Genomic DNA, 23573 nt, shown 5'->3' with positions numbered 1-23573 from the left:
CCGCCATGTCCCTGTCTCCCCCCACCACCCCACCGCCGACCCTGGGCCTGCTGGCCTCCTTGGCCGCGCGCCTGCCGGATCGGGAGCGGACGCCCAGGGCATTCCTGGCCCTGTTCGGGCTGCTGGGCGTCTGCCTGGCCCTGCTGGCCCTGGGCGGCAAGTCCATGTCCATGGTGCTGGCGGCCCCCCTGCTGGCTGCCGCCGGCGTGGCGGCGCTGTCGCTGTTCCTGATGGTCGGCCTGCTGCAGTGGCGTGCGGCCATCAAGGCGTGGGTGGCCAGGACCGGGGGAACCGGCGCGTTCCCCGGCCTGTGGCGCCTGTTCCTGGCGCCCTATCGCAAGGCGGACGTCGACCACATGGTGGCGATCGGCCGCCTGCCCGAGTTGATGGCCTTTTCCATGATCATGATCATTGTGTCCGGCCTGGTGATCGCCGCCCTTGTCGGCGTTCGACCGGCCGGCGCCCAGCCTATGTGAGGGCCCCCATGGACGGTTACACGCAAGCGGAACGGTTGCTGGGGATCGAGAGCCCCTTGGGGCCCGACCAGCTGTTGCTGGAAGCGCTGGAGGGGATGGAGGGCGTGTCGACGCCCTTTGAGTTCCGCGCGACCGTGCGCGCCATGGATGACAACGTCGACCCTGCCGCCCTGGTGGCACAGAGCGTGGACCTGAAGCTGCGCCTGGATGACGGCGTCTACCGCATCTTCAACGGCGTCGTCGCCTCGCTCACCGGCGGCCACGCCGCCTCGCGCGGGCAACGGCACTATGTCCTGCGCGTCGTCCCCCGCCTGTGGTTCCTGACCCGCACCAGCGACTGCCGCATCTTCCAGAACAAGACCACCCTCGACATCCTGGAGACCATCTTCGGCGAGTTGGGCGTCACCCAGTACGACTTCTCCGGCGTCAGCGCCCCGCCCCCGCGCGAGTACTGCGTGCAGTACCGCGAGACCGACTTCGCCTTCGTCTCCCGCCTGATGGAGGAGGACGGCCTCTACTACTTCTTCCGGCATGAGGCGGGGAAACACACCCTGGTCCTGGGCTCCCAGACCTCCGCCTACCAGACGGGGGATGAGCCGCTGATCCCCTTCAGCGCCACCTCCTCCCGCTCCAACCACATCACCGAGTGGCACCGCAGCCACGCCTACCAGGCCAGCGCCTGGGCCATGACCGACTACAACTTCCAGACCAGCAAGCTGGACCTGAAGCGGACCATCCCCACCGTCTCCAGCTACAGCCAGGATCCCCAGCACGAGCACTTCGACTATCCCGGCCTGCACGACAGCGCCGGCGATGGCGAGCGACGGGCCAAGCTGGCCATGCAGGCGGAGGAGGTGGAGCGCGAGACCGTGCAGGGCGCCAGCGACTGCCGCTCCATGACCCCCTGCGGCCGCTTCCAGCTGACCGACCATCCCGTCGCCGCCGAGAACGGCGCCTATGTCGTGCTCTCCGCCAGCCACCGGGCCAGCGACCTCAGCTATGAGGGCGGCGGCGCCAGCCATTCCGGCTACGCCAACCACTTCACCTGCCTGCCGGCCGCCACCCCCTTCGTGCCCCGCCGCGCCACCCCCCGCCCCACCATCTCCGGCCTGCAGACCGCCGTCGTGGTCGGCCCCAAGGGCCAGGAGATCCACACGGACAAGCACGGCCGGGTGAAGGTGCAGTTCTTCTGGGACCGGCGCGGCCAGTCCAACGAGGGCAGCTCCTGCTGGGTCCGCGTCGCCCAGGGCTGGGCCGGCCGCGGCTTCGGCGCCCAGACCATCCCCCGCATGGGCATGGAGGTCGTCGTCGCCTTCCTGGAGGGCAACCCAGACCGACCGGTCATCCTGGGCTCCGTCCCCAATTCCGAGACCACAGCCCCCCTCGGCCTGCCCGCCCAGAAAACCCAGACAACCTTCCGAACCGCCAGCAGCCCCGGCGGCGGCGGATTCAACCTCTTCACCCTGGAAGACAAGGCCGGCGCCGAGGAAATCGCCTTCCACTCCCAAAAAGACCTCTCCATGGTCGTCCAGAACAACATGTTCGAAACCGTCGGCAAGTCCATGGTGAACGTGGCGGGCGAGATGGTGGTGCTGCAGGTGGGCAAAAGCTCCCTGCAGATGACCACCGACCACATCATCCTGACCAGCAACGGCAGCACCGTGGTTCTGGACAAGGACGGCATCAGCCAGGACGGCCAGAAAATCTGGCTCAACTGCAGCGGCTGATACCAACGCGCGCGATCCCAAGCCAGACACCTTCATTTTCCCGGGAGATTTCCGGATGTTCGACCTTCCCGCCCTGATCCAGCCCGGCGCCATCGGCGCCAGCCTCGGCATCCAGCCCTACACGCCCCTGTCCATGTCGGCGGCGCCGGCCGGCTTCGGTTCCGCCGGCGACCTCGGGGCGCTGGCCAACGCCGCCGCGCCGGCCCTGCCCTCCTCCGTCGGCGCCCCCCTGGGCAGTGCCACGCAGGCGGCCCAGTTGCTGAATGGCGGCTCCGGCTTGGCCAACCCGTCTTTGGGCGCGCCCGCTCTCGGCGCTCCTTCCCTGGCCAGCCCGGCCATCCCCGGCGCCTCCAGCATTCCCGGGGCATCGACGGCGTCGGGCCTGTCCAACCTGGCGTCGGCCGCCGGCGTGAACACCGGGCTGCCGGCCATGCCCCAAGCGCCCTCGGTTGCCGCCCCATCCCTTTCGGCCGCCCCCACCGTAAGCACGCCCCCCCTGGCAATACCCGGGTTCACGTCCCCGACCTTGCCCTCCACGGGCCTGGCGCAGCCGTCCTACACCCCGCCTTCGGCGATCGCATCCGCCGCGCCGCAGGCTGGATCGTGGGGCCAAGGTGGCGCCCTGCCGGGTGTCCAGGCATCCAGCTACCAGGCGCCCACTTATCAGGCCCCCAGCCTTCAAGCACCAAGCTACCAGGCACCCGCCTTCCAAACCCCGGGCGCGGGGCAAGCCCCCTTGCCGGGTCAAACACCGACCCTGGGCCAGACCGCCTCGGCCTTGCCCAGCACCGGCAACGCGGACGCCGACAGCGCCGTCGCGGTCGCCCGCATCCTGGGCCAGATCTAAAGGAAACCCGCCATGCCGCAGACCTGCCGCACCCTCGACTTCAGCATCCAGCTGCCGGACAGCTGGATCGACCGTTCCATGGTGGCCTGGTCCGCCCCGCCCAGCGGCAGCCCGGTGGTGCCCAACATCATGATCGCCTATGACCGGCCGCAGGCGGAGGAAGGCCTGGGCGCCTACGTCAACCGGCAGCTGAAGGACCTGATCGCCCGGGCGCGCAGCTTCCAGCTGATCACCCGGCAGGACGTCATGCTGGCCGGCCGCCCGGCGGTGGAACTGCTGTTCCAGTGGGACGGCGGCGCCGGCCCTATCAAGCAGCGCCAGATCTACAGCCTGCTGCCCGACGGCCGCTGCATCACCATCGTCAACACCGCCCGCCTGACGGAGTTCGCGGACGCCGACGCGCAGTTCATGCAGATCCTGAACAGCTTCGCCTGGCCCGGCCCCACGGCCACCGCCTGATCCCAATAGCGCCCACGCCGCTTTCGACCCGCCTGACCGGAGCGACCGGATGATCCTTATCGCCGAACCCCGCGCCCCCTTCCCTGGACGGGAGGGCTGACATGTCCGGCGCGCCGCAATACGGGGCCGCCCGGCTGGGGGATCCCATCCAGCACACCAGCGCGCTGTCCGGCTTCATCGCCGGGGCGGCTATCGGCCTGGGCGCCGCCCTGGCGGTCATCGCCGTGGTGGGTACGGGCGGGGCGGCGCTGGGCGTCATCGCCGCGGTGGGCGGCGCCATGGCGGCCACCGGCGGCGGCGCCCTGCTGGGCGAGGCGCTGGGCAGCACCTTCGCCGACCAGACCGGCGTGATCTCGCCCGACTGCTCCGACAATGTGCTGATCAACGACAAGCCGGCCGCCCGCGCCATCCAGGACGCGGCCGCCTGCTCCCGCGACGGGCCGCCGGACCAGCACATCGCCCAGGGCAGCAAGACGGTCTTCATCAACGGCAAGCCCGCCGCCCGCATCGCCGACAAGCTGGAGTGCGACGGCTCCATCATGGACGGCTCGCACGACGTCTTCATCGGGCGCGAGCCCGGTACCTACATGTCCATCCATGGCGAGGTGCCGGACTGGGCCAACACGGCGGCCGAATACCTGATGATCGGCGGTTCGCTTCTGGCGCTGGGCGCTGGTGCCGCCGGCGCCTTCATGGCGGAAGGGCTGTGCGGCCTGGCGACCTTCGGCGAGACCACGGTCATCAGCATGGCGGGGGGTTACGCCGGCTCCAAGGTGGGCGGCGCCATCGGCCAGGCGGTGGGCGGAGAGCGGGGACGCATCATCGGCGAAGCCCTGGGCGGTGCGGCCGGCGGCTTTGCCGGCGGCAAGCTGGCCACCCGCTACACCGCCGGCCACCCGGTGGACGTGGCCACGGGCGAGCTGTTCACCCAGGCCACGGATTTCGAGGTGGCGGGCGCCCTGCCCCTGGTGTGGTCGCGCACCTGGATGTCCAGCTCCACCCTGGTGGGGGAACTGGGGTCCGGCTGGCACCACCCGCACGACATGGTGCTGTACCGCTGGATCAACGGCGGCGGCTGGGCCGCGCGCCTGGCCGACGGGCGCCTGGCCTTCTTCACCGACGCGGCCCCCGGCCGCCCCAGCCTGAACGTGGTGGAACGGCTGGTGCTGCATACGGACGGCCAGCGCTATTGGCTGGCCACCTATGGCGGGCTGGCCTACGTCTTCGGCGACCGCGACGATCAGACCGGCCTGCGCCACCTGGCGCACGTCGTCGATCCCAACGACAACGCCATCCTCCTGCGGCGCGGGCCGGGCGGCCGCCTGACCGGCATCCAGGACAGCGCCGGCCGCGCCTTCGCCGTTACCACGGACGAGGCCGGCCGCATCACCGCCGTCGATGGCCCCGACCCCGCCGGCGGCGACCAGCCCCTACGCCTGGTCAGCTACACCTATGACGCCGCCGGCGACCTGGTGGAGGCACGCGACGCCCGGGGCAACGCCTGGCACTACCGCTACGACAACCACCTGCTGGTGGAGGAGACGCGGCGCGGCGGCCTGCGGTTCCAGTTCGTGTGGGACGACGTTGCGCTGGGCCGCCGTGCCCGCTGCGTCGACACCTGGGGCGTGCACCTGTCCGGCGAAGCCGGGCTGTACCGCGCCCGGATGCTCTACGACGTCCAGGCCCACACCACGGTGGTGACCAACGGCCTGGGCGCCGTCACCCGCTATCGCTGGAACAGCCTGGGCCTGGTGGAGGAGGAGGTGAACCCCCTGGGCGGCGTCACCCGCCATCGCTACGACCCCGCCGGCAACCTGTTGGCCCTGACGGGGCCGGACGGCGGCACCCTGCAACTGACCTACGACGCCCTGGGCCGCCTGGTGCAACGGACCGAGATCGACGGCGCCGTCACCCACCTGGCGTATGAGGGCGGGGACATCCCGCCCGACCTGGCGCGGCCTGGCCTGGGGCTGCCCAAGCGGGTGACCCGGGCCGACGGCAGCGAAGACAGCTTCACTTACGACCGGCGCGGCAACCTGGTGACCCACACCGACGCGCTGGGCCATACCACCCGTTATACCCGAGATACCCGTGGCCTGCCGCTGGCCATCCAGGATGCGCTGGGCCTGGTGGCGCGCTTCACCTGGTCCCCCACCGGCGACCTCCTGGCGCAGGGCACGGCGCGGGCCGCCCGCCGCCGCTATGCCCATGACGCGTTGGGCCGGGTGGTGGAGATGCGCCGGGGCGAGGATGCGCCCGTGCGGCTGGAGCGCGACGCCAACGGCAACGTCACCACCGTCCACCGCCCCGACGGCGGCACGGTGACGCTGGAATACGATGCCGAGGATCATGTCACCCAGCATCGCGACCCGCTGGGCCGCGTGACCCGCTGGCGCTATGACGGCCTGCCCTATCCGGTGGAGCGCACCGCCGCCGACGGCTCAGTCTTCCGCTATCATTACGATAGCGAACTGAACCTGGTGGCCCTGCATAACCAGAAGGGAGAACAGTACCGGCTGGACTATGACCTGGCGGGCCGGCTGGTGGGGGAGACTGGCTTCGACGGCCGGCGGCTGGATTATCACCGTGACATGGCCGGCCTGGTCACCGCCGCCGTGGACCAGGGTCGCGTGACGCGCTTCAACCGCGACCCCGCCGGGCGCCTGTTGGAGACGCTGTACGCCGACGGAAACAGCCATCGCTTCGGCTATGATCCGCTGGGCCGGCTGCTGTCCGCCGAGACGCCCGACACCCGCGTGGCCTTCACCTATGACGCCGCCGGACGGCCGACGGCGGAGCGGCAGGGCGACCAGGAAATCCGCTTCCAACGCGACGCCCGAGGCCGGCGTGTCGCCACCATGCTGCCTGATGGGCGGCGGCTGGAGGTGGCCTGGGGCCCGGACAATATGCCGGCGGCCGTGGGGCTGGACGGCAAGGCCCTGGCCCGCTTCGCCCGCGACGCGGCGGGGCGGGAGGTGGAGCGCCTGGCCGGCAACGTCCACCAGATCCAGGCCTTCGACCCCCAGGGCCGCCTGGTCCGCCAGGAGGGCCGGCGACGGCCCAGCGGCGGGAGCGGCGGTGAGGCCGTCTACACCCGCGCCTATGGCTATGACGGCGCGGACACCCTGACCGCCATCGAGGACGCGCGGCGGGGGGTGAAGCGCTATCACTACGACGCCTGCGACCGCCTGCTGTCGGTGGAGGGCACGACCCCCGAGAGCTTCGTCACCGATCCGGCCGGCAACATTCTGGCCTCGGGCCCCGACGCCGCCTTCTGGGGCGGTGAGGCGCGGGGCGACCGGCTGCTGGTGCATGGCGACGCCAAGTTCGAGTACGACGCCTGGGGCAACCGGGTGAAGGAATGGCGCGCGGCCGGCGGTGCCGTGACCGTGGACTACCGCTTTGATGCCGGCAACCGCCTGACGGCGGTGGAGGAGACCAGCCGCCGGGGCACCACCCTAACCCGCTTCGGCTACGACGCCTTCGGCCGCCGCGTGTGGAAGGAAAGCGCACACACGGCCCCCATCCCGGCCAACGACACGGGCGCGGCCCCACCCGCCGCCGCCCAGCGCACCACCTTCCTCTGGGACGGCGACACCCTGCTGGCCGAAAGCGCCCCGGTGGAGGTCAAGGCGGCGGACGCAGCACCGGCACCCGCCGACCCCCTGGCCACCGTCTATGTCTACGAACCCGGCACCTTCCGCCCCCTGGCCCAGTTGCGCCGGGCGGAACCGGGGCAGCGGACCCAGGCCTACCACTACCACCTGGACCATCTGGGCACGCCCCAGGAACTGACCAACGATAATGGCGATGTGGTGTGGGCCGCCGACTACAAGGCCTGGGGCGCGCTCGCCCGCCAGATGGTCGCCACCGTCCCCAACCCCCTGCGCTTCCAGGGCCAGTACCACGACCCCGAAACCGGCCTGCACTACAACCGTCACCGCTACTACGCCCCGGCCCAAGGCTGCTTCATCACCCAGGACCCCATCCGGCTGAGGGGCGGCAGCAACATCGCCGCCTACGCCCCCAACCCGGTGCAGTGGGTGGATCCGATGGGGCTGGCGTGTGGGTTGGACGGCGAAGCGGAGCAGATCGCGGCAGCACGGGCGCGTCAGGCGCAAATGCTAGAAGACGACGTGGGTTACAATATTAGCCCCACGGCCTGGGACCAATATCCTACTATTGGTCGTGCAGGCACTTTCGTCACCGATCAGGAAGGTGCCATGAAGTATTTCGGCGATGTCAGCGGTAAGCAAAGCATCACCATCCCCCGCGCCACTGCTGTGCAAATGGAACAGGATATGGGCCTTAACCCCGGGTCTCTGCAAGACGGCTTCAAGGTCCGCCAAGTGTCGGGGCTACAGGATCTAGCTCCCCGTAGCCCATTGGAAGGTAACGATTATTTCCGCGGCGGTGGGAATCATTTGCCTGGCGGCGCACCGGAAATGGTTGTTAATTCGGTTCCCACCACGGACAATAGCTATGTTTCCACCCTGCTGAACGTGAGTGTCGGGCCATGACCTTCCCCGTTGACAAGATCGTTGTCACCGAAATCGCCGGCAAGCGTGCTGTGGCCAAGGCATCAACAGGGCCGCAGCAACAAGCCCTGTTGAATCTGGGCTTTGCCCAGGCCACGACGGAGTTTGTGCGGCCCATTGCCTCAAATGACGACCGAATCGAGCTGGTGAACGCCCTAATCACCATCGGCGCCCTGTTTTCCGGCGGCCGTGATTGGAGCCCTGAGGAGTTGGTGGCGTATTACAAGGATAATGGTCATGTTAAACAAAGTTACCAGACCATAAATTGGCGATCTAAAAATGAGTACATCATCCGCCAGGCTTAATGTGGCATTACATATGCATTTTGATTGAGTGTTCTGGAGTAGCGGTTAGTCACTATATTCATCTTCGTTTAAGCAAGAACCATGATGATAGAATTCGACCTGCATAAGAGAATATACTTCCAGAATCGGAAGGTCCCAGGTTGGTGCTATTCGCGCCGCTGAGTGATGTCGAAAAGACTTTTGGCCATCCCCAAAAGATTTTGGAACCGGGTACTGATTGGATTGTCTTAAGATAGATATAAAAGCAAATATCAATATCGAGGAAACTAGAGAAGAAATGTTCGATATTAAAACTGGGAATGTGATAATTGAAGAAACCAGCCTTCATAAGGACCAAGAATTAGACGCAATCACGGCTGGAGGAATATCATTCTTCAGGGAATTCGATATTGGGAATGGCTGGGTTCACAAAAACTCAGGTCCCTACATTTTTTACGGGAGAGAAATAATCACCTCAATGGCATTTCTTAAAAACAATCTGATGAGTATAAATATCTATATTGGCGACATAAGTGCAACAGATTCACAACAAATGAAACCGGAGCATGATGCTTTTTAGAAACTATACTCGGAAATCCGACAGAAAACGATAAATATCACCTTATATATAAATACCCATGGGGCGAAATTACCTCCTATTACGACCCTCGAGGGGGCGACTGCGCAATTGCAGTTTCCTGGACCTAATTCGAGAAAAAAAGATCGAGGTCGCGCAACATAAACGATGGAACACGCTGCTCCTTCCTCTCGGGAGCTATGACATCTTCTCAGGCTCACGTTGGATTGGCGATAAGACTTCAGAAAAATATAGTATATTAAATGAAAGCGGGATTAGAGCAATAAGCTGGGCATTTAGTTACTCGTGGAAATAGAGTCAGAATGTGCATAAATGAATGGCGCGCTGACATGACGTAATTCAATTTGATGTGGAGGCTGGTCCTATCGCCCCATGGTTCGGGCAGCCAGGCGGGGCTACGCAGTACCTGTTCCCAACATCGGCAGGTGGGATTGACGGCCTGCTAGCCGCTGGGAAAATTCGACCGATCACGGGGGTGGACTATGAGTAAAGAACGGAAATATATCGCGTTTAACAAATCTGAAGGCTATCCCGCTGGAAAGAAGATATTCTATGAGTGCCTTATTTGCGGAAGCGTAGTGGAATCCGTGCCTCTTCATTTTTCGGAATGCACTTGCGGTAATATTGAGATCGACAGAACCGGAGGCAGATTAACAATTGAAGACCCGGATAAGATGAAAATATTCGAGGATAAATAAAATGAATTTATGAATTTATCGACTGCGGCCTACAGTGTCTATTTGTGAAAATCTCAGCATGCGAGTTATGTGACACCCACTAAGATGTAAATCTATATCAGAAAACACCAACAACTACTTGGATAAATATTGCGTCTTCCGAGGATAATTTTCATAAATCAATTAATGCTGAATACGTGTCGATGTTTTGACGCATAGAGCTTTAATAAAATTGGCACATTAACAGAAAGGACATCCATGACATCGAAGGCAGTGTTGATCGGTGTCGCCATCATCGCCGGCGGCGTGATCGGGTTCGGATATACCCTCATCAAAAGCAGCCATCCCGACGTCGCCACCTTGCGCAAGAACATTACCGGCGGGATGATGGAGCAATGTGCCAAGGCGGCACGCGCCGCGCCGGGGATCAGCGAGCCCCAGGTCCAGGCCTATTGCGGCTGCACCGCCACCAAGCTGGACGCCGCCATGAGCGATGACGAGGTCAAGCATCTGGTGGACCTGGAGAATCAGGGCCAAACGGGCATGCCGCCGGAACTCGCCCCTAAGCTCGACCTCATCTCGAACACTTGTCGCAAGGAAGCGCAAATCTCAGACTGACGCTGACAAAGCGCCCATCCCGACGCCACACCGAGGCAGGGGTATCCATCGTCTGCGCGGCGAGCAGTCCAGCGGAACCGTGGCCGGACTGGTATTCCGGTTATGGTCCTGAGGAAGGCGCCTTGGTCCGGCTGGGCCGGGCCTATTGTCGGCAAGTGTAGAGGCCTTAAATGACATGATCATCGCCAACGCCCACGGTGTGAAAATCATCAAGGAAAACGACACGCTATATGCTCGATATGATCGAGGGGAAATCGTTCCTGAATTTGTGGACGTAGAGATCAACCAGGAGGAGGCTGATAGGATACTGAAAAGTGAAAGGGACGCATATTTCGTGATTATGCAAACCCAGAACGAAAATAGGCGACATGAGAAAGTAGAGGTGTGATGTCCCATGGATCCGCAGGCCACCATAGACGCCGAGCGCGGCACGATTGACCTGGAAAATGGACTATCGCTCCACAAAGGGCTGAGCCACGCCACCACCAAGGCTGCCGGCCTCCCCACCGTTGGAGAGCAGGACATGAAAACCGGCTGGGTGTACCTGTGGATCGGCCCCTACGACGTTGACGGCAACCAGGCCCACTTTTCCCTATCCTTCGCCCAGAGCGCGTTGGACCGGATCAGCTTTTCCTTCGGCCGGAAGGGCGTGCCGATGGAGGAATTAATCCGCATCCACGACGAGTACCTGCTGGGCAAATTCGGGCCGCCCACTGATCGGGAAAAGTGGATTACACGCTATGTTTTTCCCTGGGGCACCCTAGCTTCTTGTTACGACCTCAAGGGCGGCAGCAGTTCCATCATCATGACTTGGACATAAGGGTCCATCAGAAGGAATCGGACGATGAAGGGTACGGACATCGCCGTCAGCCGCGACCATCGCTTCAGCATCGGGGTGGAGCGGGATGGTGGCCGGTTCTATCTGTCCATCCCCGTCAGTAACCGCCTGGTCGATTACGAAGAGCACTATGAGATCAGCCAGGCCGAATTCGATCTCTATCGACAGGATCTATCGACTGCGCTGCTCTTGGTGGACCAGTGCCGGCGCCGCCAAGCCGATAGCCGGCTGATGACGCCACCCGGTGCAGACCGCGGTGTCGCGACGTAAGGGCGGGAAGGCGCCATGGATGGATTGATGACGGTGCGGAAGGGCGAAAGCGTTTCCTGGGTGCGCGAAGATGGTCCCCTCACCCTCTTGGTTCCCGGCGCCGATTCAGCCTACGCGCAGGGCGACCTGTTGTTCGTCCTGACCGCCAACCCAACTGACTTGCCACATAGGTTGAGCGTCTTCGGCCCAGATGGGATGCGGCTGGCGGAACTGCCCTCGCCACCGGGCTATGCCTTCCAATACCTGTCCCGCCACACCGAGGCAGGGGTGTCCATCGTCTGCGCGGCGGGCAATCCAGCGGAACCGTGGCCGGACTGGCATTTCGGTTACGACCCTGAGGAACGCGCCTTGGTCCGGCTGGGCCGGGCCTATTGAGGGACAGGCGCTTCATCGTCCTGAGAGGCCGAAGATGGACTACACCGTGACCACCGTCTCCCGGGGAGGCGTGTATCTGGAAAGCCGCGCCGGCAAGGCGGTGGCGGAGGGTGAGGGCCTCGCGCCCGGCGACCAGTTCCTGCCGGGCTATGTCGTCTACCTGAACGCCATCTTCATGCTGGACGCGGCCGGCGCCCGGCGGCCGGCCACCGGGGTCGAGAAGGAAAACATCGTGAGGGCCATCCAGAGTCATTTCGACATCCGGGGGACGCTCGTTGACTTCGAATAAGGCGGCGGCCATGCCGGACGAGGGGATTATCATCACCGAATTGGCCGGGAAGCGCGCGGTCGCCCGCGCGGTGACGCCCGCTGACTGGGAGGCCCTGGCCCTGTTGGGCTTCCTGTCGCAGGATGGCCAACTGTCGCGCGCCGTGCCCACGGAAGAAAGCAGGATCGCTCTCATCCGCGCACTGATCGACGTCGGCGCCCTGTTCAGCGACGGGCGCGACTGGTGTCCGGCGGAACTGGTCGCCCATTATCGGGAAGCCGGGCACATCCGCCAACCGTTCAGGGTAATATCCTGGAATAGTCCCAGTAGTTTTCGGATCCGCGAAGTGTGACGGCAACGGAACCGTATTTGATTCAAAACATTTAGCTCAAGCCCGCCCGACAAACCCGCCCCATCCGTCCAAAATCCCTGTACACTTGGGATACATAGTACGGAGAGCCGCCGATGCCCATGAGCAAGACCTGGATAACCGCCGCCATCGTCGCCGTCTGTGGCGCGGCCGGGTTTGGGGTCGCCTTCATGCGGTCGTCGTCGCAGCCGTCGCCCTCATCGGATGTGGCCGATTTCCGCGCCGCCATGTCGGCCAACTTCGCCGCCCAATGCTTTCAGGCGGCGCGGTCATCGTCGCCGGCCGAGGTGACGAACGCCAAGCTGCGCAGCTTTTGCGACTGCACCGCCACCCGCGTGAACACGGCGCTGAGCGATGCCGACGTGAAGGTGCTGGCGGAGCAGGAGCGCAAGGGCGTGACCGCCCCGCCGGCCCTGCTGATGGACAAGGCCAAGCCCATCGCCGCCATTTGCCGCAAAGAGGCTGGCCTGACCGGCTGAACCTGACCACCGGCTGAGCCCCAAAGTAAAGGAGGCGCCCCGCAGGACGCCTCCCCTCATACCCAAACGCTGAACGCCATTACCGCGCGGCGGCCGGCAGGGTGGCGTCGGGCAGGTGCACGGTCACCGTGGACGTGATGTCCTGGTAGGACGTGCCGGTCATCACCTTGTAATCACCGCCCTTGATCTTCCAGGCGTGCGCGGCGGTGTCGTAGGTGGCCAGCAGGCGCGGGTCCACGGTCAGGCTCACGCTCTGGCTTTCGCCGGCCTTCAGCGCCACCTTGTGGAAGGCGCCCAGGCGCTTCGGCGCTTCCCAACCGCCGGCGGCCGGGGCCACGTAGACCTGGGCCACGGCCTTGCCGTCCCGCGCGCCGGTGTTGCGCAGGGCCAGGCTGACCCTCAGGCCCTTGCCCTCAGGGGCGGCCGCCAGGTCCGACGTGGCGAAGGTCGTGTAGCTGAGGCCGTAGCCGAAGGGGAACAGCGGCTTCAGGCCCTTCTTCTCATACCATTTGTAGCCGATGGCGGCGCCGTCGATGGTGTAGTCGACGTGCGGATGCTCCGCCTTGTCCTTGCGGTCGCCGTCCACCACCTTGCGCGGCAGTTGGTCGATCGAGGCCGGGAAGCTGACCGGCAGGTGGCCAGAAGGGTTGACCTCGCCGGCCAGCACGCGGGCGATGGCCTCGCCCCCGCTGGTGCCCGGGTACCAGGCATCGACCACGCCGGCCACCTGATCCAGCCAGGGCATGACCACGGGGCCGCCATTCTCCAGCACCACCACCGTCTTCTTGTTGGCGCCGGCCACCGCCTTGATCAGGGCGTCCTGGTCATTGGGCAGGTTGAGATCGATGGCGTCCTGGCCCTCGCCCGTCCACTGGGTGGCGAAGACGATGGCGACGTCGCTGCCGGCGGCCAGCTTGGCGGCGGCCTTGGCGTCCTTGCCGTCGATGTAGGTGATCTTGGCCTGGGTCAAACCTTCCAGCGCCTTCAGGGGCGAGGACGGGTCATAGACCGTGGGGCCGGGAAAGACGGCGGGGCCCTCGTTGGGAATGATCAGGCCGTTGGCCGGGGCGCCGTAGGGGTAGACCTGGGCCGAGCCGCCGCCGGACAACACGCCCACGTCGGCATGGCCGCCGATGATGGCGATGGTCTTGACGGTCTTGGCCAGGGGCAGCACGTCGCCCTGGTTCTTCAGCAGGACGATGCCTTCCTCCGCGTCGGCCTGGGTGACCTTGGCGTGGGCGGCATAGTCGATGGTGGCCGCCTGGTCGCCGTTCAGCGGATGTTCGAACAGGCCGTTGGCGAACATGGCATGCAGCACGCGGCCGGCCATGTCGTCCAGGCGGGCGGCGCTGACATGGCCGTTGTTCACCGCCTCATCCAAGGCGTCCTTGAAATAGGGTGACTTGTCGAAGGGGTAGCCGGACTGCTGGTCCAGGCCGGCATTGGCGGCCGGCGCGGTGGAGTGGGTGGCGCCCCAGTCGGACATGACGAAGCCCTGGAAGCCCCAGTCCTTCTTCAGGACCTGATTCAGCAGCCAGTCGCTCTCGCAGGCGTAGGCGCCATTGACGCGGTTGTAGGAACACATGACGGAGCCGGGCTTGCCCGTCTCCAGCGCGATCTCGAAGGCCAGCAGGTCGGACTGGCGGCCGGCCGCCTCATCCACCTTCACATCGATGAAGTTGCGGCTGGTCTCCTGATCATTGAAGGCATAGTGCTTCAGCGTGGAGATGATGTTGTTGGACTGGATGCCCTTGATGGCATGGCCGACGATGGTGCCGGCCAGCAAGGGATCCTCGCCGCCGTATTCGAAATTGCGGCCGTTGCGCGGCTCACGCATCAGGTTGGTGCCGCCCGCCAGCTGCACGTTGAAGCCGGACCGGCGGGCCTCGTCGCCGATCATGGCGCCGCCGGCGAAAGCCATCTCCGGGTTCCAGGTGGCGGCGGTGGCCAGGCCGGACGGCAGCGCGGTGCGCAGGCGCGGGGTCGGGCTGGCCTGCGTGGCCACGCCGACGCCGGCGTCGGTCTGCGACTGGGCGGGGATGCCGAGCCGTGCGATGCCGGGGATGTAACCAGCGGAATCGGCCATGCCGCCCTCGATGCGCGTGTACGCCTTGGGCTTGAAGTCGGTGGAGAAGTAACCGAACACCAGCTGCAGCTTCTCTTCCCGCGTCATCACCTTCAGCAGGGCGCCGGTGCGCGCCTCGGGCGACTGAGCGGCATCCTGCCAGGGACCAGTGACCGGCGCGGCCGTGGCCGCCGGCGCATCGGCGGCCAGCGCGGGCCTGAATCCGGCATAGGTAAGCGTTGTCATAAGCAACGCAGTCGAGAGCAGCAGGTGATGTTTAACCGACATGGACGTTTCCAATTTTCGTTTAGTCGTCGAAGCGACATCGCCGATGGCGACATCGCTGGCGCGGACCTCCCCGGCGTACCCGGGTGGGTGCGCACCCCCTCTTCATACCAGCCCTGGCCAAATGGGCGAAGGCGATAATTCCGGGATATCGGATATCCCATGACTATTGGCGCGGCGGCCGTACACCCTGGCCCCGGTCCGCCCGCGCTTCCGGTGGGAACGGCTTTGCGGTAGAAGGCCCCACACTCCGCATAGGGGCGCCCCATAGAGGGGACCCATTCCCACCAGGGCCCAAAGCATGACCGGCGACAGCGAGCAGAAGACCACCCTTTACCAATGGATCGGCGGGATGGAACCCGTCGGCCGCCTGGTGGAGGCCTTCTACCATGCCATGGACACCCTGCCGGAGGCGCGCGACCTGCGCGCCATCCATCCGCCGGACCTGACCGAAACCAAACGCGTGCTGACGCTGTATCTGGCGCAATGGATGGGCGGGCCCGGCGACTATTCCGCCGAGCGCGGCCACCCCCGCCTGCGCGCCCGCCACATGGGCTTTTCGGTGGGTGAGGCGGAACGGGACGCCTGGCTGTTGTGCATGAAGCGGGCCTTGGATGAGACCATCCCCGACCCGCGCGGCCGCCAGGCCATCCTGGGCGCCCTGGCCCCGTTGGCCGACTGGATGCGCAACCAGCAGCCGGCGGGCCAGCAGCCGGCGGGCTGACGCTCAGCGGTCCGCGGGCGGCCGCACGGCCAGGTAGACGGTACTCCACAACTGGGCGGCGTTGGCCTCGTCGGCGTCGGCGCCACTGGCGCCGAAGGCCACCGGCTGGTACCGGCCGTCCTGGTAGGCCCACGACCAAAGTTCCGAATTCTGAAGACCGCGCGTGGCCTCGATGGCCCGCCACAGCGCCGCCTGGGCCTGGCGCAGCCTCTCCTTGGTGGCGCGGGGCAGATCCGGACGGCGCGCCTGCCGTTCCAAGCCTGTCGCCATCATCGCCTGCTGCCAGGACCAGACCACGCTGCCGTGATAGGCGTTGCGGGTGAAGCGGGCCTGGACCTCGGGCGGGGCGAAGACGGGGTTGGCCACCACCATGCCGGCGCCGGTCATCAGGCCCGCCGGGAAGGGGCGCATCAGCCCTTGCGCCACCTGGTCCAGGGTGCGGGCGTCGGGCCGGCGGAACAGCAGGCCGAAGCCCTCATCGGAATGCATCACCCGCACCGGCGCGCCGTCGCGGTCCAGGGACAGGGCATGGAACCGCACCGCCCCCCGTCCCAGCGCGGCGGCGGTGTCCGGCACGCCCAGGTCATGGGCGTAGGCCGCCACCTGCGCCTTCGCGCGGCGCTCTGGAATCGTGACGGTGAACAGGGGCGGCGCCTTGGCCCGCCACACCGCCGCCATGCCGGCGGCACGCGACAGCAGGGGGCGGTCGCCCGGGTCCATATAGGGGTCGAGCAAGCCGCTTTTCAGCAACGCGGCGCAGGCCTCCAGCGCGGCCGGCACCAGGACGGCATTGACGTCATAGGCATAGAGGCCGCCGCCCAGGCCGTCATTGCTGTCCCGCCACTGGCCCACCGGCAGGCCGTGCTTCAGGCGGATCATGTTGGAATAGCGCGGCTCACGCGCGAAGGCGGCGGCGTGCAGGATGACATAGCGCAGGTTCTGCACCAGATCGCGCCCCACCGGGCCCACCTGGTCGGTGCGGCCATCGCCGCTGGCCAGGAAAGCGGCCGCCCGTGCCCGGCCCTGGGCATCGTCCAGCAGCCAAGCCCGCGTTACCGCCGGCAGCATGAAGTCGCCGTCCACCATCTTGTAGTCGTAGACCGGGTCATCCGACGCGGTGGCCTCCCGCTTCAGATGGTCCAGGATAGCGAATTCGCCCACATCCTCCTCATGCGCCACCTCGCCGATCAAGGACAGGCGCGCGAAGACGGAGCGCAGGCCCGCCTCCACCGCGTCCCCCTGCAGGGCCGGCATCAGCAGCATGAGGGACATCATGGTGTCCCGCCCGAAATAGGTGTCGAAGCGCCAGGAGCCGGCCAGGAACTTCTCACGGTAGCTCAGGAAGGCCAGGGTGTCGCGGGTCGCCGTGTCTTGGGCTGCCTGGGCATTCAGCAGGGCGTCCACCGGCAGGGGGGTCAGTGGCGTCTCTCCCGTCAGCGCCGTGACGCGCAGGCCGATGGTGCCGTCCGGATCGGCCTTCAGCCCGGTTTCCGTCGCCTGCCCGTGCACCACCTCCACCGTCAGGCGGTAGCCGGCCTTGCCGTCCAGCCGGTCGCGCGCCCAGACGAAGCGTGCGCCATCGCGCACCAGGTCCGGGCTGATACTGTCGGGCACGGTGCGCAGGGCATCGTAATCGCGCAGGACGCGGACGCTGGACAGCACCGCCTGGCGGATGCCCACCGTGCCCGCCGCCAGGCTGGCCTGGAAGGTGATGCCGTGCAGGGGCCGGCCCTGGCCGTCGCTCTCCGTCACCGCTATCGGCGGGGTGGTCAGGGTCCAGTCGCCGGACCCCTGCCCCTGCGGGATGTCCAGCCACAGGCCGGCGCCGCTGTTACCGGCGGGAAAGGCCACGATGATGCGCGGGTCGGCGCCGGAGCGCAGCAACAGGTGGGCCGCCACGTCGCCATCGCGCACGAAGTGGTTGATGTTGCGCCCCTCGATGCGGCCATAGGACAGCGCGCCGGTATCGGCGAACGCGGCGGGCGCCCCCATCAGGGACAGGGCCAAGGCGATGGGGGCGAACAGGCGGGCGAAACGCGGCATGGCGGGCGGCACCTTCAGGCGTCGGGAACGGCGGCGGAAGGTAGATAGTCCGCGAACCGGTTCCGTCGAGGATGCGCCCCCCGGCGGGAGGGGCCTCGGGCGACATACCCCTTGCAGGCCTTCAGGCGGAGGAAGGATTACCCCAGCCCCAGAAATCGGCCGGAATCATCACCTTCCCGGCGTTGAAGATGCCCCGGTCGGCCCCCGGCTCGGCCAGGAAATAAGGTCCGTCCAGATCGACCACGTCGCACAGTTGCGACAGGACGAAGCCGGGGGCGGCCGCCAGGACCGATCCCGCCATGTTGCCCACCATGACGCCCAAGCCCAGGCGCCGGGCCTCCGCCGCCATGGTCAATGCCTCGGTCAGGCCACCGCACTTGTCCAGCTTGATGTTGACGATATCGAAGCGGCGGTACTGCTCGCGCAGTTCCTTCAGGTCCAGGATGCTCTCGTCCGCCGCGACGGCCAAGGGCGCGTCCCAGCCGTCCAGCAGGTGTTCACTGCCCCGGCGCACCGGCTGTTCCAGCAGCGCCACATCCTGGTCCACCAGCATGGCGGCCAGCGGTTCCAGATCCCCGGGCCCGAAGCCCTGATTGGCATCGACCGACAGCCAGACGTCCGGCCGGGCGCGGCGCACGGCGCGCACCCGTTCCGTGTCCGCTGCCAGGTCGCCCTCCAGCTTCAGCTTGATGGAGGTGGCGCTGGTGAAGGCTTCCAGGCGGCGTAGGATCTCCGCCGGGTCGTCGGCCGGCAGGGTGAAGGTCGTGACCTGGGGCCTGGGCTCCGGCACCCCCGCCAGCCGCCACACGGGCGTAGCCTTTTGAAGGGACTCCAGCTCCCACAAGGCGCAGTCCAGCGCGTTGCGGGCACCGCCGGGCGGCAGCAGGGACTGCAGGCCCCGGCGGTCCACCCCGGCCTCAAGGGCATCGCGCACCCGCTCGATCTCCCGCTCCATATGCGGCGGGTCGTCGTTCAGGTAATAGACGCCCGCCGCCTCGCCCCGGCCGAAGTGGGTACCGTCACCCACGGTGACGACCGTGGCGGGCATGGCGTGCAGCATGTAACCGGAGATGCGGAACGGCTCACGCATGCGCATGGCGTCCCGGCGATAGGTGACGGACAGGCTCACCGACTGACACTCCGAGCGGTTCGGGAGGCATGGAGGAAAAGCAGGATGGCGGCCCCGGCCAAGGGGGCGATGACCAGCGTCAACGACTGCCCGATGGCCAGGGGGTCGGCGAAGACATGGTCGGTGACATAGCCGGTCAGGGTGGCGCCGCCGCCCAGGCCCAGCATGATGTTGCCAAACGCGACGAAGGAGACGCTAAGGCCCCGCGCCCGGTTGGGCACGATCTCCTGCACCGCCGTGATGCCGATGGTGCCGGCGGCGCTGGAGAACAGGGTCCATAGGGTGACGGCGGCCAGCACCTGATTGGAGGAGGAGGCCAGCGCCACCAGGGCGAAGGGAAATGCCAGGACGGCGCACAGGGTGGCGACCCAGATGCGGCCGGAGGGGCCATAGCGCTTGACCGCCATGTCGCTGAGGACACCGCCCGCCACCGTCGCCACCACGCCGGCAACGACGACCAGGGAGCCCAGCGCCAAGCCCACCGCGTCCGGCGTCATGGCATAGCGGCGGCTGAGCAGGGCCGGCGCCCAGGCGATCAGGGCGAAGTCGCCCACCGACATGAAGGCGCAGCAGACGATGACCGGGATCAGCACGGTGCGCACCGTCGCCAGCTGGGCGAAGATCTCCCGCAGGGATGTCGCCTCTTTCTCACCCGCCAATGCCTCGCTGCGCCGCGCGGGCTCGCGGATGGGCAGCAGGGCCAGCAGCAGCGGCAGGCCCGCCAGGCCCAGCAGGACCAGGACGGCGCGCCAGGCGGCCAGGCCGTCAAGCAGGGGTATGCCCTGGAAGCCGCCGGCGGCCGCCAGGCCCAGCACGGCCCCGCCGATGGCGATGGCGACACCGCCGCCGATGGTCATGCCCATGACGAAGACACCGGTGGCCAGGCCCCGGCGTTCCGCCGGGAACATGTCGGCGATCATGGACATGGCGGCGGGGGCCAGCGCCGCCTCCCCCACCCCCACGATCAGACGGCCGGCGAACAGCACCCAGAAGGACGGGGCGTAGCCGCACAGCAGCGTGCCGATGCTCCACAGCCCCACGCCGGCGCAGATGACGGCGCGGCGCGGCAGCATGTCGGCCAGGCGGCCCAGCGGCAATCCGGCGATGGAGTAGATCAGGGCGAAGGCCACCCCCTGCAGCACCCCCACCTGGGTGTCGCTGATGCCCAGGTCGGCCCGGATGGGGTCGACCAGCAGGCTCAGGATCTGCCGGTCCGTGTAGGACAGGACGGCCGCCACGCAGAACAGGGCCACCGCCGACCACGCCGCGACAGGGCGCGGCCACGGTTGAAGGTCCCTGTTCGTTATTTTCCCGCTGGGGATCTCCCCGTTGGGAATTTCGTTGTCGGGGGGTGCGATCTGCATGATGGCATCAGCATCACACAGCCCGGCGGGTGTTTCAATATCGGAAACAGCGTGTCAAACCGTTTCCTCGTCCGTGGCCGGCGACAGCTTCCACGCCTTGGCCGCGGATTGGGCCAAACGCTGGATTCCGGGCCCGGCGCAGACCGACAGCACGCGGCATGTCTCCTCGCTCACCCGCACATAGACGTGGCTCATGCCGCTGTCGAAATAGACCGAATCGCCCGCCTCCAGCCGCAACGGCGCATAAAGGTCAGAGTGCAGTTCCATGGCGCCGGACAGGACGTAAAGGTATTCCTCCCCTGAATGGCGCACCATCCCGCCCATCTCCGCCACGCTGCGGGCCCGCACCTCGATGATGATGGGAACCATCAGCTTACCCAGCAGATCCGCCGCCGGATACTGGTGGGCGTGCACATCCGAGGTGGCGCCCGGCGACCGGCCGGCACGGGAAACGCTGCGGCGGCCGCCGGCGGGCGGCGGCTCGGCCTCCGGCCCCGGGCTGCTGACCAATGTGCCGATGTCCACGCCCAGCCCCTGCGCCAGGCGCAGCAGCTTGTCGTAGGTCATCTCCATCTTGCCGTTCTCGAGCTTGGAAAGGGTGGAGAAGGGCATGCCGATGCGGGCCGCCAGGGCGCGCAGCGTCAGCCCCTGCTTGATCCGCGCCGCCCGCAGGGCCAGCGCCGGATGCGCCCGGTCCGGTGCGGATTTGGCCATGCCTTCCCCTCCCTCATTGTCCAAGCCCGTCAGCCCCAACCCCACGTTCACGTTTCCCATCGGCGTTTCCGGGCGTTTCATCATCCAAGGTGCACCAGCCGCCTGGAGAAAACCAGCGTCGTGGCACAGAAGCATTCGTGCTGCAGAAACGCTGTTGCCAAATCTGAAACACATGCCATCATGGGCCCAACATAACGATCAGGGAGATCGGGAAATGAAGCGGGGAACCAGGGCATTCCTCTGCGCGGGCGTGGCGACTTTGGCCATCAGCGCCGGCGCGCGGGCGCAACAGGCACCGGATGCGGGGTCGCCAACGGCGGCACCGGCGGACGCGGCCGACATGCTGGCGGAGATCGTCGTCACGGCACAGAAACGGGTGGAACGCCTGATCGACGTGCCGCAGTCCGTCTCCGCCGTGTCGGCGGAGGCGCTGCAACAGGCCCATGCCGACCGGCTGGACGACTTTTTCACCCGCGTGCCCAGCGCGGCCCTGGTGGAAACCCAGGCGGGCCAGGCGCGGCTGATTCTGCGCGGCATCAACACCGGCGGCGTGGGCGCCACCGTGGCGACCTACGTGGACGAGACGCCCTACGGCTCCGCCACGTCCCTGGCCAACGGCGCCATCCTGACCCCCGACCTGGACCCGTCGGACCTGGAACGGGTGGAGGTGCTACGCGGTCCCCAGGGCACCCTTTACGGCGCCAATTCCTTGGGCGGCCTGGTCAAGTATGTGACGGTGGCGCCCAGCACGGACGCGGTGCACGCGGCCGCGGAACTGAGCACCGAGGATGTGGCCCACGGCGACACCGGCTGGTCCGGCCGGGCCTCGGTCAACGTGCCGCTGGCCGACACCCTGGCCGTGCGGGCCAGCGGCTTCTACCGCCGCGACCCGGGCTTCATCGACGATCAGCATGAGAAGGACATCAATGACGGCCGTACCTATGGCGGCCGCGTCTCCGCCCTGTTCAAGCCCACCGACGCGCTGAGCCTGCGGGCCTCGGTGGTATTGCAGAACCTGGACAGCAACGGCACCAACCAGGTCGACGTCGACCCCCTCACCCTGAAACCGGTGCTGGGCGACTACAGGCAGGCCCGCGTGGTCGCCCAGCCCAGCGATATGCAATACCGCGTCTACAACCTGACCGGCAGTTACGACTTCGGCCCGGTGCAGCTGTTATCCTCCACCAGCTACAGCTCGCTCTACCAAAACGCGCTGGAGGACGCGAGCGGCCTGTACGGCGACTTGTTGACGGGGGCCTTCGGCGTGCCGCTGGGCGCCTCCCAGGTGCAGCAGGTGCAGCAGCGCCGCCTGACGGAGGAAGTGCGCCTGGCCTCCACCGACACCGGGTGGCTGGAATGGACGGTGGGCGGCTTCTACACGCGCGAGCGCAACGCCATCAACCAGATCATCGACGGCGTGGACGGCGCCAGCGGCGCCCACATCGCCGACTTCTCCGGCCTGGCACTGGCCAACCTGGCCTCGCGGTATGAGGAATATGCCGGCTTCGCCAGCGGCACCGTCCACCTCAATGACCAGTTCGACCTGACCTTCGGCGGCCGCTACAGCCACAACGAACAGGACGCGGTGCAGGTCAGCAGCGGCCCGCTGGCCGGCGACTCCGACTACACCGCCCATTCCTCGGACGGGGTGTTCACCTATTCCGTGGCGCCATCGTTCAAGCCCAATGAGGACACCACGATCTATGTCCGGGTGGCCAAGGGCTATCGTCCCGGCGGCCCCAACGTGCTGCCGCCCGGGGCGCCGGACGCCGTCCCCCACCAGTTCGGCGCCGACACCACCACCAATTATGAGATCGGGGTGAAGTCGGAACTGCTGAACCGCAAACTGTCGCTGGAACTGACCGGCTTCTACATCGACTGGGACAACATCCAGCTGTTCAGCTCGGTCGACGACTACGGCGTCAACATCAACGGCGGCACCGCCCGCAGCCAGGGTATCGAGGCCTCGGTCACGATGCAGCCCCTGACCGGCCTGACCGTATCGCTGAACGGTGCCTTCGTCGACGCCACCCTCACCAGCGACGCGCCGCCCCTGGTGGGCGGGCTGAAGGGCGACCGCCTGCCCTACACCGCCCGCTTTTCCTCCACCCTGGCGGTGGAATACCAGCGACCGCTGAGCGAGACGGTGGACGGCATCGCCGGTTTCAGCTGGCGCTACACCGGCGACCGGCTGTCGGCCTTCGACACCAGCTACGGCCAGCGGCATCTCAGCGCCTACAGCCAAGTGGACGCCCATGCCGGCGTCACCTTCGGCGCGTACCGGATCGATGCCTTCGTGCGCAACCTGACCGACAGCCGTGGCATCCTGGATGTCGGCGCGGCCGGGTCGGCCCTGGATGGCAATGTCACCGCGGCCATCGTGCGCCCCCGTTCCTTCGGGGCCACGCTCGGCTATCGTTTCTAA

23 protein-coding genes are annotated in these 23573 nt (G+C 66.6%); 18 read left to right on the top strand and 5 right to left on the bottom strand.

The genetic code is table 11. The features are described 5' to 3' along the window. The first annotated feature begins 5 nt into the window (after window positions 1–5). From FBZ89_RS24510 to FBZ89_RS24440, 16 genes are all read left to right on the top strand, one after another. Entirely contained in the window at window positions 6–476 is a 471-nt protein-coding gene (locus FBZ89_RS24510; RefSeq protein WP_145753011.1) for a hypothetical protein, read from the top strand. 8 nt (window positions 477–484) lie between these two features. Further along, complete coding sequence (locus FBZ89_RS24505) at window positions 485–2203, top strand: type VI secretion system Vgr family protein (protein WP_145753009.1); 1719 nt, start codon at window positions 485–487, stop codon at window positions 2201–2203. A 55-nt stretch (window positions 2204–2258) separates the two neighbouring features. Beyond that, window positions 2259–3050, top strand: a complete 792-nt coding sequence (locus FBZ89_RS24500) for a hypothetical protein (protein WP_145753008.1) — start codon at window positions 2259–2261, stop codon at window positions 3048–3050. Between the two features lie 12 nt (window positions 3051–3062). Then, complete coding sequence (locus tag FBZ89_RS24495; protein WP_145753006.1) at window positions 3063–3509, top strand: DcrB-related protein; 447 nt, start codon at window positions 3063–3065, stop codon at window positions 3507–3509. A 101-nt stretch (window positions 3510–3610) separates the two neighbouring features. Then, window positions 3611–8029: an RHS repeat-associated core domain-containing protein gene (locus tag FBZ89_RS24490; RefSeq protein ID WP_145753004.1), complete on the top strand. Its 4419-nt coding sequence runs from the start codon at window positions 3611–3613 to the stop codon at window positions 8027–8029. Continuing rightward, window positions 8026–8352: a hypothetical protein gene (locus FBZ89_RS24485; RefSeq protein WP_145753002.1), complete on the top strand. Its 327-nt coding sequence runs from the start codon at window positions 8026–8028 to the stop codon at window positions 8350–8352. Before FBZ89_RS24490 ends, FBZ89_RS24485 begins: the two co-directional genes overlap by 4 nt. 277 nt (window positions 8353–8629) lie before the next feature. After that, window positions 8630–8911 (top strand): hypothetical protein, encoded by a 282-nt coding sequence (locus FBZ89_RS24480; protein ID WP_145753000.1) that lies wholly within the window; start codon window positions 8630–8632, stop codon window positions 8909–8911. A 367-nt stretch (window positions 8912–9278) separates the two neighbouring features. After that, complete coding sequence (locus FBZ89_RS32090; protein WP_186457557.1) at window positions 9279–9419, top strand: glycohydrolase toxin TNT-related protein; 141 nt, start codon at window positions 9279–9281, stop codon at window positions 9417–9419. A gap of 445 nt (window positions 9420–9864) precedes the next feature. Further along, window positions 9865–10224, top strand: coding sequence for a hypothetical protein (locus tag FBZ89_RS24470; protein WP_145752998.1), 360 nt, complete (start codon window positions 9865–9867; stop codon window positions 10222–10224). 175 nt (window positions 10225–10399) lie between these two features. Continuing rightward, complete coding sequence (locus FBZ89_RS24465) at window positions 10400–10612, top strand: hypothetical protein (RefSeq protein WP_145752996.1); 213 nt, start codon at window positions 10400–10402, stop codon at window positions 10610–10612. Window positions 10613–10618: 6 nt separating this feature from the next. Further along, window positions 10619–11044, top strand: coding sequence for a class I SAM-dependent methyltransferase (locus FBZ89_RS24460; RefSeq protein WP_145752994.1), 426 nt, complete (start codon window positions 10619–10621; stop codon window positions 11042–11044). Between the two features lie 24 nt (window positions 11045–11068). Then, window positions 11069–11332, top strand: coding sequence for a hypothetical protein (locus FBZ89_RS24455; protein ID WP_145752992.1), 264 nt, complete (start codon window positions 11069–11071; stop codon window positions 11330–11332). Between the two features lie 27 nt (window positions 11333–11359). Further along, the gene (locus FBZ89_RS31015) at window positions 11360–11707 is read left to right on the top strand and encodes a hypothetical protein (protein ID WP_186457556.1); all 348 of its coding nucleotides are present in this window, start codon (window positions 11360–11362) and stop codon (window positions 11705–11707) included. 34 nt (window positions 11708–11741) lie between these two features. Continuing rightward, window positions 11742–11996, top strand: coding sequence for an Imm74 family immunity protein (locus FBZ89_RS31010; protein ID WP_186457555.1), 255 nt, complete (start codon window positions 11742–11744; stop codon window positions 11994–11996). A gap of 10 nt (window positions 11997–12006) precedes the next feature. Then, a complete protein-coding gene (locus FBZ89_RS24445) occupies window positions 12007–12327 on the top strand; it encodes a hypothetical protein (RefSeq protein WP_145752988.1) in 321 nt (106 codons plus the stop codon). Between the two features lie 113 nt (window positions 12328–12440). After that, a complete protein-coding gene (locus FBZ89_RS24440) occupies window positions 12441–12824 on the top strand; it encodes a hypothetical protein (protein WP_145752986.1) in 384 nt (127 codons plus the stop codon). A gap of 79 nt (window positions 12825–12903) precedes the next feature. On the opposite strand, the gene FBZ89_RS24435 is transcribed toward FBZ89_RS24440, so the two are convergent. Then, window positions 12904–15177, bottom strand: coding sequence for a glycoside hydrolase family 3 C-terminal domain-containing protein (locus tag FBZ89_RS24435; RefSeq protein WP_211115351.1), 2274 nt, complete (start codon window positions 15175–15177; stop codon window positions 12904–12906). A gap of 298 nt (window positions 15178–15475) precedes the next feature. Here FBZ89_RS24435 and FBZ89_RS24430 point away from each other — a divergent pair, with 298 nt between their 5' ends. After that, window positions 15476–15898 (top strand): group II truncated hemoglobin, encoded by a 423-nt coding sequence (locus tag FBZ89_RS24430; protein WP_145752984.1) that lies wholly within the window; start codon window positions 15476–15478, stop codon window positions 15896–15898. Window positions 15899–15901: 3 nt separating this feature from the next. On the opposite strand, the gene FBZ89_RS24425 is transcribed toward FBZ89_RS24430, so the two are convergent. The 4 genes from FBZ89_RS24425 to FBZ89_RS24410 form a co-directional block, all read right to left on the bottom strand. Further along, window positions 15902–17941, bottom strand: a complete 2040-nt coding sequence (locus FBZ89_RS24425) for a hypothetical protein (RefSeq protein WP_145752982.1) — start codon at window positions 17939–17941, stop codon at window positions 15902–15904. Between the two features lie 121 nt (window positions 17942–18062). Continuing rightward, the gene (locus tag FBZ89_RS24420) at window positions 18063–19070 is read right to left on the bottom strand and encodes a dipeptide epimerase (protein ID WP_145752980.1); all 1008 of its coding nucleotides are present in this window, start codon (window positions 19068–19070) and stop codon (window positions 18063–18065) included. Further along, window positions 19067–20323, bottom strand: a complete 1257-nt coding sequence (locus FBZ89_RS24415) for an MFS transporter (protein ID WP_186457554.1) — start codon at window positions 20321–20323, stop codon at window positions 19067–19069. Before FBZ89_RS24415 ends, FBZ89_RS24420 begins: the two co-directional genes overlap by 4 nt. Before the next feature lie 165 nt (window positions 20324–20488). Next, window positions 20489–21148: a helix-turn-helix domain-containing protein gene (locus tag FBZ89_RS24410; protein WP_211115350.1), complete on the bottom strand. Its 660-nt coding sequence runs from the start codon at window positions 21146–21148 to the stop codon at window positions 20489–20491. Between the two features lie 214 nt (window positions 21149–21362). Between FBZ89_RS24410 and FBZ89_RS24405 the strand changes: the two genes are divergently transcribed. Continuing rightward, window positions 21363–23573 (top strand): TonB-dependent receptor, encoded by a 2211-nt coding sequence (locus FBZ89_RS24405; protein WP_186457553.1) that lies wholly within the window; start codon window positions 21363–21365, stop codon window positions 23571–23573.

The sequence above is a fragment of the Nitrospirillum amazonense genome, from assembly GCF_007828045.1.
In the GTDB taxonomy this organism is placed as follows: domain Bacteria; phylum Pseudomonadota; class Alphaproteobacteria; order Azospirillales; family Azospirillaceae; genus Nitrospirillum; species Nitrospirillum amazonense_C.
The sequence above is the reverse complement of the archived record's forward strand: the minus strand, read 5'-3'. Positions and strand labels throughout refer to the sequence as shown.

Coding starts and splice junctions, on each gene's coding strand:
- FBZ89_RS24510 (WP_145753011.1), top strand. CDS start 6: ATGTCCCTGTCTCCCCCCACCACCCCACCGCCGACCCTGGGCCTGCTG.
- FBZ89_RS24505 (WP_145753009.1), top strand. CDS start 485: ATGGACGGTTACACGCAAGCGGAACGGTTGCTGGGGATCGAGAGCCCC.
- FBZ89_RS24500 (WP_145753008.1), top strand. CDS start 2,259: ATGTTCGACCTTCCCGCCCTGATCCAGCCCGGCGCCATCGGCGCCAGC.
- FBZ89_RS24495 (WP_145753006.1), top strand. CDS start 3,063: ATGCCGCAGACCTGCCGCACCCTCGACTTCAGCATCCAGCTGCCGGAC.
- FBZ89_RS24490 (WP_145753004.1), top strand. CDS start 3,611: ATGTCCGGCGCGCCGCAATACGGGGCCGCCCGGCTGGGGGATCCCATC.
- FBZ89_RS24485 (WP_145753002.1), top strand. CDS start 8,026: ATGACCTTCCCCGTTGACAAGATCGTTGTCACCGAAATCGCCGGCAAG.
- FBZ89_RS24480 (WP_145753000.1), top strand. CDS start 8,630: ATGTTCGATATTAAAACTGGGAATGTGATAATTGAAGAAACCAGCCTT.
- FBZ89_RS24470 (WP_145752998.1), top strand. CDS start 9,865: ATGACATCGAAGGCAGTGTTGATCGGTGTCGCCATCATCGCCGGCGGC.
- FBZ89_RS24465 (WP_145752996.1), top strand. CDS start 10,400: ATGATCATCGCCAACGCCCACGGTGTGAAAATCATCAAGGAAAACGAC.
- FBZ89_RS24460 (WP_145752994.1), top strand. CDS start 10,619: ATGGATCCGCAGGCCACCATAGACGCCGAGCGCGGCACGATTGACCTG.
- FBZ89_RS24455 (WP_145752992.1), top strand. CDS start 11,069: ATGAAGGGTACGGACATCGCCGTCAGCCGCGACCATCGCTTCAGCATC.
- FBZ89_RS31015 (WP_186457556.1), top strand. CDS start 11,360: ATGACGGTGCGGAAGGGCGAAAGCGTTTCCTGGGTGCGCGAAGATGGT.
- FBZ89_RS31010 (WP_186457555.1), top strand. CDS start 11,742: ATGGACTACACCGTGACCACCGTCTCCCGGGGAGGCGTGTATCTGGAA.
- FBZ89_RS24445 (WP_145752988.1), top strand. CDS start 12,007: ATGCCGGACGAGGGGATTATCATCACCGAATTGGCCGGGAAGCGCGCG.
- FBZ89_RS24440 (WP_145752986.1), top strand. CDS start 12,441: ATGCCCATGAGCAAGACCTGGATAACCGCCGCCATCGTCGCCGTCTGT.
- FBZ89_RS24435 (WP_211115351.1), bottom strand. CDS start 15,177: ATGTCGGTTAAACATCACCTGCTGCTCTCGACTGCGTTGCTTATGACA.
- FBZ89_RS24430 (WP_145752984.1), top strand. CDS start 15,476: ATGACCGGCGACAGCGAGCAGAAGACCACCCTTTACCAATGGATCGGC.
- FBZ89_RS24425 (WP_145752982.1), bottom strand. CDS start 17,941: ATGCCGCGTTTCGCCCGCCTGTTCGCCCCCATCGCCTTGGCCCTGTCC.
- FBZ89_RS24410 (WP_211115350.1), bottom strand. CDS start 21,148: ATGGCCAAATCCGCACCGGACCGGGCGCATCCGGCGCTGGCCCTGCGG.
- FBZ89_RS24405 (WP_186457553.1), top strand. CDS start 21,363: ATGAAGCGGGGAACCAGGGCATTCCTCTGCGCGGGCGTGGCGACTTTG.